Below are 14,982 nucleotides of genomic sequence, written 5' to 3' on the forward strand. Positions count from 1 at the left end.
CCTTTTTTTTTGACAGAGATCATCATGACCACCACCGAACAGCTGAGCGCCTTGAGTTCAATCCTCGCTCAAAGCGCTTTACACAGCCTGTTCCAGCCAATCATCTCGCTCTCGAAAAGACGTATCGTCGGCTATGAAGCGCTCACTCGCGGGCCATCCAATAGCCCCTTGCACTCCCCCACCGCGCTGTTTGCCATAGCCCGTCAGGCCGGCCGCCTCAGTGAGCTGGAAATGGCTTGCCGGCACAGCGCCTGCCGACGGTTCAACCAGCAGAAGCTGCCGGGCAAGTTGTTCCTCAACGTCTCCCCGGAATCCCTGCTCGAAGCGGCTCATCAGCCAGGCCGCACCCTGCGATTGCTCGAGACCTTTGGCATCGAGCCGAGCCAGGTGGTGATCGAGCTCACCGAACAGACCCCTACCGACGATTTTCAACTGTTGCAAAACGCGCTGCATCACTACCGGGCCATGGGGTTCTCGATTGCCCTGGACGATCTCGGTGCCGGGTATTCCAGTTTGCGATTGTGGTCAGAGCTGCGCCCGGACTACGTAAAGATCGACCGGCACTTCATCGATGGCATCCATCAGGATGCGCTCAAACGCGAGTTCGTCGGCTCGATCCTGAAAATCGCCAAGGCCTCGCGGGCCCAGGTGATCGCCGAAGGTATCGAACTGCCCGAGGAGCTCGCGGTACTGACCGAAATGGGTGTCGACCTGGTCCAGGGCTACCTCCTCTGCCGTCCACAAGAACAGCCACCGCGCGACGCCCAGGCCCTGATGCCCAAACACCACAACAGCGTGGTGCCGCTGAACGATGAAGGCAACGACCTCAGCGCCCTGCTCAACGAACAACCGGCCGTGGCCCGTGACACGCCAACCGCGACCGTCCTCGAAGCCTTCCGGCGCCAGGCCAACCTCAACTCTCTGGCGGTGCTTGATGATCAAGGCCAGCCCTGCGGCATCGTCCACCGCCATTCACTGTCGGACGTGCTGCTCAAGCCTTTCGCCACCGACCTGTACGCCCGCAAGCCCATCAGCCGCCTGATGGACGATGACTTTCTCGCGGTCGAGCTCAGCCAGTCCCTGCAGCAGGTTAGCCGCCTGATCACCAGCCGCGCGCGGCAACGGATCGAAGAAGACTTCATCATCACCCTCAATGGCGGATACCTGGGGCTGGGACGAGTGATCGACGTACTGAAGCTGATCACCGAGCTGAAAATCCAGCAAGCCCGCTACGCTAACCCCTTGACCCTGTTGCCGGGTAACGTGCCGATCCAGCAGTGCCTGACGCGCCTGCTGCAACAGGCTCGCGAATCGGTGATTTGTTATGTCGACATCGACAGCTTCAAGCCCTTCAACGATATCTACGGCTATGGCCGGGGCGACGAAGTGCTGCTGTGTCTGGCGCGGTGCCTGAATGATCGCGTCGACCCGAGCCACGACTTTGTCGGGCATATCGGCGGCGATGATTTTCTGTTGGTGCTCGGACCTGAAGATTGGCGCAAGCGTTTGAACCAGCTACTGGATGACTTCCACATTCAATGCCGGCGCTTCTATCGCAGCGAACATCTGGAAGCCGGTTGCTTTATCGCTCCCAACCGCCAGGGCATCCGTCAGGAGTTTGCGCTGCTGTCGCTGTCCATCGGCGTCGTGCATTTATATCCACAGGCCTGTGGACAACTCGACTCCAGCCAACTGGCGGAACTGGCGTCACACGCCAAGCATCACGCCAAGCATGTGCCGGGATCCAGCATTCATGTGATCGACAGCCGGGAGGTTGGGTTAATGGTGGCAGAGGCGGTTTAGATTATCTGGCGAGCTATGCGTTGCCTGGTCTGAGGCCTTCGTGGGCAAACCCGACTCCCACAAAGGCGCCGCATTCCTCGTAGCAGCTGCCGAAGGCTGCGTTCGGCCGCGCAGCGTCGTAAAATCAGGCAATGCGGTTTTACTGGCTAACCGTGGTGGAATTATTTACGACTGCTTCGCAGCCGAACGCAGCCTCCGGCAGCTGCTACGAGGAATGTGCAGACCCGGAACCACTACTCGACTGCAGCTGCTGAAGCTTGATCTCGGCCAGCGGATGCCCGGCCTTCGCCGCTATTGCCCACCAACGAGCCGCCTCAGCCGCGTCAGGCGCCTTGCTCGGCGTTCCGGCGAGGCTGATCACGCCTACCTGATAGGCCGCCTTGCCGTCCCCTGCCAGCGCCGCCAGGCGCAACAAACGCACGCCTTCTTCGCGAGCACCCAGGCCTTGGCCGCGGAAGGTCAGGATATGCCCGTAGAAACTCTGCGCACCGACGTCCCCGAGGTTTGCCATGCGCGAGAACTGGCCTTCAAGCCACTGCCAGCCACGTGGCTGACGCACGAACCACGACCAATGAAACAGCCTGCGCGCCAGCCAGTAACTGGCTCGCGCTCTCAGTCGCCAGAGCATTCAAGCCTCCGCAGATTCGGGATAGTCATACTCGAAAACCCGTACCACCTCGGACGCATGCCAGGAAGCGGCAGCAACGCCATCGGAAGGTCCGGAGAAACGCCCAAGGCGCTCGACACACTCGAAGAATCCGGTGCGCGGCAATCGGCTTGCGCCCTGGCTGATCACCAGTGAACTGCGCAACGGCTGCTCCGCTCGGGCATCCAACGCCGCCAGGTGCTCCAGGGCGGCAGTCAGGGTTTGCATGGCCGGGCTGGGTAGCTGCAAACGCTCGAGCAAGGCCCGGTAAGTCAGTAAATGGCGTTGGCGACGAGCTTGATCGAGCTCACCCAGCAACCCGTCCCAGTGTTGTCGACTGATGCGTACGCTCACAACTCGTCCCTCCACCCCGGCACCGTCAGCTCCCAGGCCAGACTACGGCGAATAGCAGCGTCTGGTTGACGCTCACCGCTTTCGATCAAGGCCAGATAAGACGGGCTGATGCCTACTGTACGGGCCAGCGCCTCGATGGCGATGCCCTTCCCTTCGCGCAAACTGCGTAATTGATCCAGACCAGGAAGCACCTGATCGGCTGCTGGCGCCTGACGAACTGTGGCTTCTCGCGGCGGTTGTTTGGTAACGCCTGCAGCCTTCAATAGAGCCTGATACTGAGCCCACGGCAGAACCGCATATTCGGGCTCGCCATCGCGTGCAATTATCTGAATATCCATTACTACCCCGTAGGACAACAACACTGAGCGAGTCGGCACTTTTCCTTGGAAGTGTAATCCTAACAGCCGGCAAGGTCGCGAGGGGCTATGAATCTATGGATGAGCCTGAATCAACTCAGGTTTTTTTTGGTCCTTGCAGCTGCAGCTGCTGCGGTGTGTCCGGCAAGCGCTCGACCACCGCCAGTTTTTCCGGCACCTGCCGTGCCCGCCACGCACGAAAGGCATTGAGTTCGTCATCCAGGGTTTTCATCAGCCAAGCTAGCACGGCGATATCATCGAGCATGCCGAACATCGGAAAGAAATCCGGAATGGCATCCAGCGGACTGAGGAAATACATCAGGCCCGCAACCACTGACAGTAGCGATTTCGGACTGATCGCCCGGTACTCGCCACGCCAATAGGCCAGACACAATGCCTGTAACAATCGTAGATCATCTTTGAGTTTGCCCAGACGGCTGCCTTGACTCGCGCCTTTGCTCGCTACCGCAAAGAGCAGGGTCGGCAAACGCCCTCGGGCCAGCAGTCTGCCTGCCAGGGGCAGAAAACGGGCGAAATTCCAGGGTGTTTTCATCATCCCTCCCACTGAAATGTTATCCACACAAATTGTGGATAACCTTGTGAACAGAGCCACTTTTAACGCCTGAAAGCCCCGATCCATAAGGGCTGAACTCAGATCGGGCGTTTTTTACTCACATAAAAAAACCCATTATTTCATTGACTTGGCGGTGCGACTGGGACTAGCACCGGCATCTCAATGATATGACTGTTTGCGTCGGCGTGGGTTCGCTTTTTGCCCGGTGCCAATCAGCAGATGCAACAACGCCCCGAATAGACGGGGCGTTGTTGTCGATCAGACGCGAATTACTTGGTTGCGTCTTCTTTGATTGGATCTTGTTTTGCCGGATCCTTGATCGCCAGCAGTTCCAGGTCGAATACCAGCACCGAGTTGGCCGGGATTGCCGGGCTTGGGCTTTGCGCGCCGTAAGCCAGTTCGCTAGGAATGTACAGTTTGTAGGTTTCGCCAACGTGCATCAATTGCAGGCCTTCGACCCAGCCCGGGATTACACCGCTGACTGGCAAGTCGATCGGGCTGCCGCGCTCGACGGAACTGTCGAAAACGGTACCGTTGGTCAGCTTGCCGGTGTAGTGAACAGTCACTACGTCAGTCGGCTTTGGCTGAGCGCCATCGGCTTTCTTGACCACTTCGTATTGCAGACCGGAAGCGGTGGTGGTTACACCGGCTTTCTTGGCGTTATCTTCGAGGAATTTCTTGCCGGCGGCTGCCGACTCTTCACTCATCTTGGCCATACGCTCTTCAGCACGCTTCTGCAGTGCAGCGAAGGCTTCGACCAGCTCGTCGTCTTTGAGCTTCTGTTCTTTCTTGCCGACGGCATCTTCGATGCCCTGGGCTACCGCTTTGGAATCCAGATCATCCATGCCTTCCTGGGCAAGACTTTTGCCCATGTTCAGGCCGATGCCATAGGAAGCTTTTTGCGCCGGGGTTTTCAGCTCTACGCTGGTCTGCGAATCACAACCCGCTAGTACCAGGCCAACCAGGGCCACCGCCGCCGCCAACCGATGCTGTTTCATGCTATTTCCTTGTTCATGCGCCTAAAGGGCAATCGAGTGTAAAGTCGCGAGCTTATCAGGCGGCCACGACCAATGGCTACCGGCATGTGAGCCGGAAGTTTCCGATAAGTTCACGTGTTTAAACGCATTTTGCCGCATTGAGCAACTTTGTCTGTCAGGCCGAACGCGCAGCAGTGCAGGATGTTTCTCAGCACATTTGGCGTAATGGTTTCTAGGCGCACGACCTGAGGCCAAGGCATAAGGGGCTATAAGCCGACAAGGGTGTTTATCCTTGCGCCGTATATCCGGTGTGCTTTCGTTTCTGATCCTCACCGCGTAAGGCAGTATATGAGGCCGTCAGTGATTACCGGGATTGCCCGCAACACCGATTTAATCGACACGTAATGTAAGAAAATAAAGCATTTCACCGAATGGCGGGCACAAAAAAAGCGACTCAAGGTCGCTTTTTTTGTTGCTTCAAGGAGTTCAAGGGCCTTGAAGCCGAATATGGCGCAGCGGACGGGACTCGAACCCGCGACCCCCGGCGTGACAGGCCGGTATTCTAACCGACTGAACTACCGCTGCGCGTAACACTTGAAGCGAATGGTGGGTGATGACGGGATCGAACCGCCGACCCTCTGCTTGTAAGGCAGATGCTCTCCCAGCTGAGCTAATCACCCTTCACTTTCGGTGTAGGCGCATTCTCTCACAAAAATTCATAACGTGCTGATTTAAATAAAAAAATATTCAAATTAGAGAGAACTTTGCAAAAGCCGGACAGCAAAAAGCCCGCACAAGGCGGGCTTTCTGTGGTGACCTGGCGTTCAGCGTTCCAGGTTACCGAATATGGCGCAGCGGACGGGACTCGAACCCGCGACCCCCGGCGTGACAGGCCGGTATTCTAACCGACTGAACTACCGCTGCGCGTAACACTTTGAAGCGAATGGTGGGTGATGACGGGATCGAACCGCCGACCCTCTGCTTGTAAGGCAGATGCTCTCCCAGCTGAGCTAATCACCCTTCACTTTCGGTGTGGCGCGCATTCTACGTAGCGCCCCCTACTCTGGCAAGCACTTTTTATAATAATTTTTTCAGGCCTTCCAAAGGCTTAGCTAAGGGTTGGCCTATGGAGCTTCGAAGCGAATAATGCCCCCCTTTTGTATAAAGGAGAGATTCACCCCATGTGGTTCAAAAACCTGCTTATCTATCGCCTGACCCAAGATCTGCCTTTTGATGCCGAGGCGCTGGAAACCGCATTGGCCACCAAACTGGCGCGTCCATGTGCAAGCCAGGAGTTGACCACCTACGGTTTCGTCGCGCCATTTGGCAAGGGCGAAGATGCGCCTTTGGTCCACGTCAGCCAGGACTTCCTGCTGATCGCCGCGCGCAAGGAAGAACGCATTTTGCCGGGCAGCGTCGTGCGTGATGCCCTGAAGGAAAAAGTCGAAGAGATCGAAGCCGAGCAGATGCGCAAGGTCTACAAGAAGGAGCGCGATCAGCTCAAGGATGAAATCATCCAGGCCTTCCTGCCCCGTGCCTTTATTCGTCGTTCGGCGACTTTCGCCGCCATCGCGCCGAAACAGGGCCTGATCCTGGTCAACTCGGCCAGCCCGAAACGCGCCGAAGACCTGCTATCGACCCTGCGTGAAGTGATTGGCTCGCTGCCGGTACGTCCGCTGACCGTGAAAATGGCACCGACCGCCACCATGACCGACTGGGTAAAAACCCAGAAGGCTGCCGACGGGTTCTTCGTCCTCGACGAATGCGAACTGCGCGATACCCACGAAGACGGCGGCATTGTTCGTTGCAAGCGTCAGGACCTGACCAGTGACGAAATCCAGCTGCACCTGAGCACCGGTAAAGTGGTAACCCAGCTGTCACTGGCCTGGCAGGACAAACTGTCCTTCGTGCTCGACGACAAGATGGTGGTCAAGCGCCTGAAGTTCGAAGACCTGTTGCAGGATCAGGCGGAACAGGACGGCGGCGACGATGCCCTCGGCCAGCAGGACGCCAGCTTTACCCTGATGATGCTGACCTTCGGCGAGTTCCTCCCGATGCTGGTTGAAGCATTGGGCGGCGAAGAGACTCCGCAGGGGATCTAAGTTAACGAGCAATGAATGTGGGGGCGGCGGTGCGGCGATCTGCTCGCGATAGCGGGCTGACCGTCAATATCTCTGTTGAATGTAAGTGCCTCATCGCGAGCAAGCTCGCTCCCACAGGGTAAACTTGATCCCCAGGTTAATATTGGGCACGATATTGCCCATCGCGAGGACGACCTCGCGGCTCAATCGAGTCATTAATCTGGGGACGACCCCATCATTCGATGGAGGTCTTCATGTCCTGGATCATTCTGTTTTTCGCCGGCCTGTTCGAAGTGGGCTGGGCTGTCGGCCTGAAATACACCGACGGTTTCAGCCGTCCTCTGCCCACCGCCCTGACCGTTGCCGCCATGGCAATCAGCCTTGGTTTGCTGGGCCTGGCCATGAAAGAGCTGCCGCTGGGCACCGCTTATGCAATCTGGACCGGGGTCGGTGCGGTCGGCACGGTGATCGCCGGAATCATTCTGTTTGGTGAGTCGATGGCGCTGTTTCGGCTGGCCAGTGTGGCGTTGATCATTGCCGGACTGGTTGGGCTCAAGGTCAGCGCTTAGGCCACTACCGCTATCGCGAGCAAGCTCGCTCCCACATTGGATTTGTGGTGTGCCACAAATAGCAGGCACACCATCAATCCCATGTGGGAGCGAGCTTGCTCGCGATGAGGCCCGCAAAATCAGCAACTATCTAACCACCCCCCGCAATTCCCCAACCAAAGCCTGCAACCGCGCAGGCTCCGCCGCCTCGATCGCCACCGCCGGCCCCGCCACCAGCGTCACCCGCGACCACAAGCGACGAAAGAGGCCCTTGCCCGGATCGCGACTGAAGAAACTCCCCCACAGCCCCTGCAAGGCCAATGGAATCACCGGCACCGGCGTCTCTTCGAGAATCCGCGTCAGCCCGCCCTTGAACTCATTGAGTTCGCCATCGGCAGTCAACTTGCCTTCCGGAAAAATGCACACCAGTTCGCCGTCCTTGAGGTATCGGGCGATCCGCTTGAAGGCGCCTTCATAGATCTGGATATCTTCCTGGCGCCCGGCGATCGGAATGGTCCTGGCGGTGCGAAAGATGAAATTCAGCACCGGCAGGTTGTAGATCTTGTAATACATCACAAAGCGAATCGGCCGACGTACCGCCCCGCCAATCAGCAAGGCGTCGACGAACGACACATGGTTGCACACCAGCAGCGCCGCGCCTTCATCGGGGATCAGATCCAGGTTGCGATGTTCGACGCGGTACATGGAATGGCTGAGCAGCCAGATCATGAAGCGCATGCTGAACTCGGGAACGATCTTGAAGATGTAGGCGTTCACCGCGATGTTCAGCAGCGACACCACCAGGAACAACTGCGGGATCGACAGTTTGACCAGACTCAACAAAACGATCGAGACAATCGCCGAGATCACCATGAACAAGGCATTGAGAATGTTGTTCGCGGCGATGACCCGCGCCCGCTGGTTTTCCGCAGTGCGCGACTGAATCAACGCGTACAGCGGCACGATATAGAAGCCACCGAAAATCCCCAGCCCGAGGATATCGATCAACACCCACCAGGCCGGGCCGTAGCTGAGCACCGCGATCCAGTCGTTGGCCTGGACGTTCTGCGGGAAACCGCCGGAGTGCCACCACAGCAACAGGCCAAACACCGTCAGGCCGAAGGACCCGAACGGTACCAGGCCAATCTCCACTTTGCGTCCGGAAAGCTTTTCGCAGAGCATCGAGCCGGTCGCGATACCCACCGAGAACACCGTAAGAATCAGCGTCACCACGGTTTCATCGCCATACAGCCATTCTTTGGCGTAGGCCGGAATCTGCGTCAGGTAAATCGCCCCGACAAACCAGAACCACGAGTTGCCGACAATCGAGCGGGACACCGCGGGTGTCTGCCCCAGGCCCAGACGCAAGGTGGCCCAGGACTGGCTGAAAATATTCCAGTTCAGACGCAGCTGTGGGGTGGCCGCTGCAGCCCGGGGAATGCCGCGACTGGCCAGATAACCGAGCACCGCGACGCCGACGATCGCTGTGGACACGATCGGCGCGTAATGACTGGAGGACATCATGATCCCGGCGCCGATGGTCCCGGCCAGGATCGCCAGGAAGGTGCCCATTTCCACCAGGCCATTGCCGCCCACCAGCTCCTCTTCGTGCAACGCCTGGGGCAGGATCGAATACTTCACCGGGCCGAACAGCGCCGAGTGAGTGCCCATGGCGAACAGCGCCACCAGCATCAACGACAAGTGATCGAACATAAAACCCACGGCGCCGACCGCCATGATCGCGATTTCACCGAGCTTGATCAGGCGGATCAACGCGTCCTTGGCGAACTTTTCGCCAAATTGCCCGGCCAGGGCCGAGAACAGGAAGAACGGCAGAATGAACAACAAGGCGCAGAGATTGACCCAGATCGAGCGGTCGCCCTCGATTGTCAGCTTGTACAGAATGGCGAGGATCAGCGACTGCTTGAAGATATTGTCGTTGAACGCCCCAAGGGACTGGGTGACAAAAAACGGCAGGAAACGCCGGGTGCGAAGCAAGGTGAACTGCGAGGGGTGACTCATCTTCCATGTCCCTGAGTGGCGTGGATGCTGTTATTGGAATGTCGATCTTCGATCCAGGCCACAACCTTACCTAAACTTCGCCGCTATTTTGTTAATCCTGCAATGCAGGGTGATACAAACAGCTCTCCTCGATAGGCACCCTGGATGGTTCGTATCGAAACGATCAGCCAGAGGATCGCCAATGCCACTACCAAAACGCTGCCAACAACACTGAAAAACCTCAGGTCCAGGGTGCTCGCCAGTTTCAGCGTGGCCAGCGAATAGACGCCCAACGGGAAGGTAAAACCCCACCAGCCAAGATTGAACGGGATCCCCTCACGCAGGTAACGCAGGGTGATCAGCAGCGCGCTCAGCAGCCACCAGAGCCCGAAGCCCCACAACGTGATCCCGGCCACCAACCCCAGGCCAGCGGCTATTTCGCCGATGCCGGGCAAACCATTGGCGGTGAAGATCGCCGGTGCATCCACGCCCAGCAGCAACATGCCCAGCGCTCCGGTGCCAATCGGCCCCAGGGCCAGCCAGCTCGAAGCGGCCATGCTCTCGTGGGGCAGTTTATGCAGGGCCATGCGCAGTAACAAAATAGTCAAAATGCTGAAGGCCACCGGCAACGAAAACGCCCACAGCACATAGCTGGTGACCAGAACCACCAGCTGCGCATGGGCATCGGCCAGATGTGGCGCCAGCAAGCCACCGCTGGCGGCTGCGACTTCCGCGGCCACCACCGGCAGCAGCCAGACCGCAGTCATCTGGTCGATGCTGTGCTCCTGACGGGTGAACATCAGGTAGGGAATCAACACGCCGCAAGCCACCGACATGAGCACATCCAGCCACCACAGCACTTCAGCCAGATGCACCACGCCCGCGCCCCAACGTGGCACTCCGAACAGCAGAAAGCCGTTGATAATGGTCGCGAGACCCATGGGAATGGTGCCGAAAAACATCGACACCGTGGAGTGTCCGAAAATTCGTCGCGCCTCGTCGAAGAACAACAGCCAACGGGCGGCGTAAAGACCACAGAACAGCACAAACAGCAGAACATTGAACAGCCACAAGCCCTCGGCAACCGCCTGCAGGCCGGCACTCTGAACCGGCAGTTGGGCCAGAGCCAACGCCAGCACACCGGTGCCCATGGTCGCGGCGAACCAGTTGGGGGTGAAATGGCGGATGACTTCGTGTGGGTGCTGCAAATGGCTCAATGGCCGAAAGCCGGGTTTGACGCTACGGGGGCATGGCATGCTGAACTCCTGTCCTCTGCGTGAGGTGGAGCTCATGGTAGAAGCGCATCGAATATCTATATAACGGGTAATATCTCTAACTGTTATCTGTTTAACAGATATAGAGCCTAGACACTGCCTTGCGACTCGACCACCAGAACCCTGGCCGCACCCACTGGGTGGGCGACATGCTCGGTGCCGACATCCGCATAAAAGATGTCACCCTCCTCCAGCACTGCAATCTGCTCGATCCCGTGCTCGCGATAGTGCATCCGAACTTGCCCATCGAGCACCACAAAGACTTCCTGACCATCGTTGGTGTGCCATATATAGGGTTGGTCGGTCCAGTGCAGCCGGGTGGTAATGCCGTTCATGTTGGCGATATCCAGCGCTGCCCAGGCGCGGTTGCCGGTGAAGGATTTGCTGCGAATGATTTTCATGGGGTTGTCCTTAATGGGGGCTGTCCTTGTGCCTGGAGGCCGGGTCGTCGCGAGCCTGGCGCCAAGGCTACAACACCGATCAAGCCGAGGCGCGCGGATTTACCCGCGACTCGTTGTTCCATAGGCTAAGGATTGCCGGCAGCGGCGCCGCTGACGGTGGAAGAGCTTCATCAGTTGATCGATATTGCGTTGCATCAGTAAGACCCCAATCGCGAGCAAGCTCGCTCCCACATTAGATCTGGGTCAACCCACCATGGTGTGATCGACTCAAAACCTGTGGGAGCGAGCTTGCTCGCGATGAGGCCGGTACAGGCGACGAAGACGCAACTGAAACTCCCCTGCGACACCCGGCCGCGCTGAGACCTTGGTCGACACTGACGAATCCCGGCCAGCATGCGAGACTGTCTGACCGGGCTGAATTGCCCGGACGTCTTTTGTCTGGAGTTTCCATGTCGCTGTCCAGCGGGCTGATCGCCGCCGTCGCCCTCGCCTATATGGCCATCCTGTTCGCCATCGCCTTCTATGGTGACCGGCGCAGTGCGCCGTTGCCGCCACGCATGCGTGCCTGGGTGTATAGCCTGTCGCTGGCCGTCTACTGCACCAGTTGGACCTTCTTCGGCGCGGTGGGCCAGGCCGCCGAACAACTCTGGTCATTTCTGCCGATCTACCTGGGGCCGATTCTGTTGCTGGTGCTGGCGCCGTGGGTGCTGCAAAAAATGGTGATGATCAGCAAGCAGGAGAACATCACCTCCATCGCCGACTTCATCGCCGCCCGCTATGGCAAATCGCAGTCGCTGGCGGTAGTCGTCGCGCTGATCTGCCTGGTCGGGGTCCTGCCGTACATTGCCCTGCAACTCAAAGGCATCGTTCTAGGGGTAAACCTGTTGATCGGTGCCGGGCCCGACGCCATGGGCACCCGCGCCCAGGATACGGCGCTGATCGTGTCGCTGGTCCTGGCGCTGTTCACCATTGTTTTCGGTACCCGCAACCTCGATGCCACCGAACACCACCGCGGCATGGTGCTGGCAATCGCCTTCGAATCGCTGGTCAAGCTGTTCGCCTTTCTGGCGGTCGGCGCCTTCGTCACCTTTGGTTTGTACGATGGCTTCGACGACCTGTTCGATCAGGCCATGCTCGCGCCGCGCCTGGAGGAGTACTGGAAAGAAACCATCAACTGGCCGTCCATGGTGGTGCAGACCGGCGTCGCGATGATGGCGATTATCTGCCTGCCACGGCAATTTCACGTCACGGTGGTAGAAAACATCGACCCGCAGGACCTGAATCTGGCCAAGTGGGTGTTCCCTGCCTACCTGGCGCTGGCCGCACTGTTTGTGGTGCCGATTGCCCTGGCCGGACAGATGATGCTGCCCAGTTCGGTGCTGCCCGACTCTTTCGTGATCAGCCTGCCCCTGGCCCAATCCCATCCGGCGCTGGCGCTGCTGGCGTTTATCGGCGGTGCTTCGGCGGCCACCGGGATGGTCATCGTCGCCAGCGTGGCACTTTCGACCATGGTCTCCAACGACATGCTGCTGCCGTGGCTGCTGCGGCGCAAAAACGCCGAGCGGCCGTTCGAGGTGTTCCGTTACTGGATGCTCTCGGTACGCCGGGTGAGCATCGTGGTGATTCTGTTGCTGGCCTACGTCAGCTATCGCCTGCTCGGTTCTACCGCGAGTCTTGCGACCATCGGCCAGATCGCCTTTGCCGCGGTCACCCAGCTGGCGCCGGCGATGCTCGGTGCGCTGTACTGGAAACAGGCTAACCGCCGTGGGGTGTTTGCCGGTCTGGCCGCCGGGACTTTCCTCTGGTTCTATACCCTGATCCTGCCAATTGCCGCCAACAGCCTCGGCTGGCCGCTAAGCGGGTTTCCTGGCCTGACCTGGCTGCACAGCAACCCGCTGAACCTGCCCATCACCCCGCTGACCCAGGGTGTGGTGCTGTCATTGGCAGGTAACTTCACCCTGTTCGCCTGGGTGTCGGTACTGTCTCGCACCCGGGTCTCCGAGCACTGGCAGGCCGGACGGTTTATCGGACAGGAAATCAGCGCACGCCCTAGTTCGCGCTCGATGCTGGCGGTGCAAATCAACGACCTGCTCGCCTTGGCGGCGCGTTTTGTCGGTGAAGAACGGGCGCGCCAGAGCTTTATTCGCTTTGCCTATCGCCAGGGCAAAAGCTTCAATCCGAACCAGAATGCCGATGGCGAATGGATCGCCCACACCGAGCGTCTGCTGGCCGGTGTACTCGGAGCATCCTCGACCCGGGCGGTGGTGAAAGCTGCCATCGAAGGCCGGGACATGCAACTTGAGGACGTAGTGCGCATCGCCGATGAAGCCTCGGAGGTACTGCAATTCAACCGCGCCCTGTTGCAAGGCGCGATCGAGAACATTACCCAGGGCATCAGCGTGGTCGACCAGTCCCTCAAGCTGGTGGCCTGGAACCGGCGCTATCTGGAGCTGTTCAACTACCCGGACGGGCTGATCAGCGTCGGTCGACCGATTGCCGACATCATTCGCTACAACGCCGAGCGCGGCCTCTGCGGCCCCGGTGAAAGCGAAGTGCACGTGGCTCGGCGCCTGCACTGGATGCGTCAGGGCCGGGCGCACACCTCCGAACGTTTATTCCCCAACGGCCGGGTGATCGAGCTGATCGGCAATCCGATGCCCGGTGGCGGTTTCGTCATGAGTTTTACCGACATTACCGCGTTCCGCGAAGCCGAAAAAGCGCTGACCGAGGCCAACGAAGGGCTGGAGCAACGGGTCACTGCGCGCACCCATGAGTTGTCGCAACTGAACGTCGCACTGACCGAGGCCAAGGGCACCGCAGAGTTGGCCAACCAGTCGAAAACCCGCTTCCTTGCCGCGGTCAGCCACGACTTGATGCAACCGCTGAATGCTGCCCGGCTGTTCTCCGCCGCCCTCTCCCATCAGGAAGACGGGCTCTGCGCCGAGGCGCAGCAGTTGGTGCATCACCTGGACAGTTCGCTGCGTTCGGCCGAAGACCTGATCAGCGATCTGCTGGATATGTCGCGCCTGGAAAACGGCATGATCAACCCGGATCCCAAGCCGTTTGCCCTCAACGAATTGTTCGATGCCCTCGGCGCCGAGTTCAAGGCCCTGGCCCAGGAGCAAGGCACGAAGTTTCGTCTGCGCGGCAGCCGTTTGCGGGTCGACAGCGATATCAAACTGCTGCGGCGGATTCTGCAGAACTTCCTGACCAACGCCTTCCGCTACGCCAAAGGCCCGGTATTGCTGGGCGTGCGCCGTCGCAACGGGCAATTGTGCCTGGAAGTCTGGGATCGCGGACCGGGTATCGCGGAAGACAAGCGCCGGGTGATTTTTGAGGAATTCAAGCGCCTGGACAGCCATCAGACTCGCGCCGAAAAAGGCCTGGGTCTGGGGCTGGCGATTGCCGACGGGCTTTGCCGGGTACTGGGGCATCAATTAGAGGTGCGTTCATGGCCCGGCAAGGGCAGCGTGTTCAGCGTCCGTGTGCCGCTGGCCAGGGCGCAAATCAGCACCCCGGCCAAAGTCGCCGAGCATAACGGCCAACTGCTGGGCGGCGTGCAAGTGCTGTGTATCGACAACGAAGACAGCATCCTGATGGGCATGAATAGCCTGCTGACGCGCTGGGGTTGCCAGGTCTGGACCGCACGCAACCGCGATGAATGCGCAACGCTGCTCAGTGAAGGCATTCGCCCGCACCTGGCATTGGTGGACTACCACCTGGATGACGGTGAGACCGGGACCGGATTGATGGCCTGGTTGCGCACCGAACTTGGCGAGCCGGTGCCGGGGGTAGTGATCAGCGCCGATGGCCGACCGGAAATGGTCGCCGAGGTCCATGCTGCGGGCCTGGATTATCTGGCCAAGCCAGTGAAACCGGCGGCGCTCCGGGCGTTGTTGAATCGGCATTTGCCGTTGTAGCCGAAAATCTTCAGCGGGCATAAGACCGACAAAGATCGCAGCCTTCG

Annotated in this window: 12 protein-coding genes and 4 tRNA genes; 4 read left to right on the forward strand and 12 right to left on the reverse strand. The window is 59.2% G+C overall.

Annotation, left to right across the window (positions count from 1 at the left end):
- Positions 1-24: 24 nt before the first annotated feature.
- Complete coding sequence (locus tag F8N21_RS00590; RefSeq protein WP_150640251.1) at positions 25-1,803, forward strand: bifunctional diguanylate cyclase/phosphodiesterase; 1,779 nt, start codon at positions 25-27, stop codon at positions 1,801-1,803.
- Between the two features lie 205 nt (positions 1,804-2,008).
- On the opposite strand, the gene F8N21_RS00595 is transcribed toward F8N21_RS00590, so the two are convergent.
- The 9 genes from F8N21_RS00595 to F8N21_RS00635 all read right to left on the reverse strand — a co-directional run bounded on the left by F8N21_RS00595 (position 2,009) and on the right by F8N21_RS00635 (position 5,730).
- Positions 2,009-2,431, reverse strand: coding sequence for a sel1 repeat family protein (locus tag F8N21_RS00595; RefSeq protein ID WP_150640252.1), 423 nt, complete (start codon positions 2,429-2,431; stop codon positions 2,009-2,011).
- Complete coding sequence (locus F8N21_RS00600; RefSeq protein ID WP_150640253.1) at positions 2,432-2,803, reverse strand: hypothetical protein; 372 nt, start codon at positions 2,801-2,803, stop codon at positions 2,432-2,434.
- Positions 2,800-3,141 carry a helix-turn-helix domain-containing protein gene (locus F8N21_RS00605; RefSeq protein ID WP_150640254.1) on the reverse strand — a complete coding sequence of 114 codons (342 nt, stop codon included), beginning with the start codon at positions 3,139-3,141 and terminating at the stop codon, positions 2,800-2,802. The genes F8N21_RS00600 and F8N21_RS00605 overlap by 4 nt, the downstream gene beginning before the upstream one ends.
- A 115-nt stretch (positions 3,142-3,256) precedes the next feature.
- The gene (locus tag F8N21_RS00610) at positions 3,257-3,712 is read right to left on the reverse strand and encodes a YkvA family protein (protein ID WP_150640255.1); all 456 of its coding nucleotides are present in this window, start codon (positions 3,710-3,712) and stop codon (positions 3,257-3,259) included.
- A gap of 290 nt (positions 3,713-4,002) precedes the next feature.
- Entirely contained in the window at positions 4,003-4,731 is a 729-nt protein-coding gene (locus tag F8N21_RS00615; protein WP_150640256.1) for an FKBP-type peptidyl-prolyl cis-trans isomerase, read from the reverse strand.
- Between the two features lie 487 nt (positions 4,732-5,218).
- Positions 5,219-5,295 (reverse strand) — tRNA-Asp (locus F8N21_RS00620).
- A gap of 19 nt (positions 5,296-5,314) precedes the next feature.
- Positions 5,315-5,390, reverse strand: a tRNA-Val gene (locus F8N21_RS00625).
- A 167-nt stretch (positions 5,391-5,557) separates the two neighbouring features.
- Positions 5,558-5,634: transfer RNA gene (locus F8N21_RS00630), tRNA-Asp, on the reverse strand.
- 20 nt (positions 5,635-5,654) lie between these two features.
- Positions 5,655-5,730 (reverse strand) — tRNA-Val (locus F8N21_RS00635).
- Positions 5,731-5,891: 161 nt separating this feature from the next.
- On the opposite strand from F8N21_RS00635, the gene rdgC reads away from it, so the two are divergent.
- A complete protein-coding gene (gene rdgC, locus F8N21_RS00640; protein ID WP_150640257.1) occupies positions 5,892-6,812 on the forward strand; it encodes a recombination-associated protein RdgC in 921 nt (306 codons plus the stop codon).
- A 233-nt stretch (positions 6,813-7,045) separates the two neighbouring features.
- Complete coding sequence (gene sugE / locus F8N21_RS00645; RefSeq protein WP_027922462.1) at positions 7,046-7,360, forward strand: quaternary ammonium compound efflux SMR transporter SugE; 315 nt, start codon at positions 7,046-7,048, stop codon at positions 7,358-7,360.
- A 126-nt stretch (positions 7,361-7,486) separates the two neighbouring features.
- On the opposite strand, the gene F8N21_RS00650 is transcribed toward sugE, so the two are convergent.
- The 3 genes from F8N21_RS00650 to F8N21_RS00660 all read right to left on the reverse strand — a co-directional run bounded on the left by F8N21_RS00650 (position 7,487) and on the right by F8N21_RS00660 (position 11,015).
- Positions 7,487-9,361: an MFS transporter gene (locus F8N21_RS00650; RefSeq protein WP_150640258.1), complete on the reverse strand. Its 1,875-nt coding sequence runs from the start codon at positions 9,359-9,361 to the stop codon at positions 7,487-7,489.
- 83 nt (positions 9,362-9,444) lie between these two features.
- Entirely contained in the window at positions 9,445-10,596 is a 1,152-nt protein-coding gene (locus tag F8N21_RS00655) for a TDT family transporter (RefSeq protein WP_150640259.1), read from the reverse strand.
- A 107-nt stretch (positions 10,597-10,703) separates the two neighbouring features.
- On the reverse strand, positions 10,704-11,015 hold the full coding sequence (locus tag F8N21_RS00660; RefSeq protein ID WP_150640260.1) for a cupin domain-containing protein: 312 nt from the start codon (positions 11,013-11,015) through the stop codon (positions 10,704-10,706).
- A 449-nt stretch (positions 11,016-11,464) separates the two neighbouring features.
- On the opposite strand from F8N21_RS00660, the gene F8N21_RS00665 reads away from it, so the two are divergent.
- Positions 11,465-14,935, forward strand: a complete 3,471-nt coding sequence (locus tag F8N21_RS00665; RefSeq protein ID WP_150640261.1) for a PAS domain-containing hybrid sensor histidine kinase/response regulator — start codon at positions 11,465-11,467, stop codon at positions 14,933-14,935.
- The last annotated feature ends 47 nt before the right edge of the window (positions 14,936-14,982 follow it).

Origin of the sequence: Pseudomonas fluorescens (assembly GCF_902497895.1) — a bacterium.
GTDB classification, from domain to species: Bacteria; Pseudomonadota; Gammaproteobacteria; order Pseudomonadales; family Pseudomonadaceae; genus Aquipseudomonas; species Aquipseudomonas fluorescens_BP.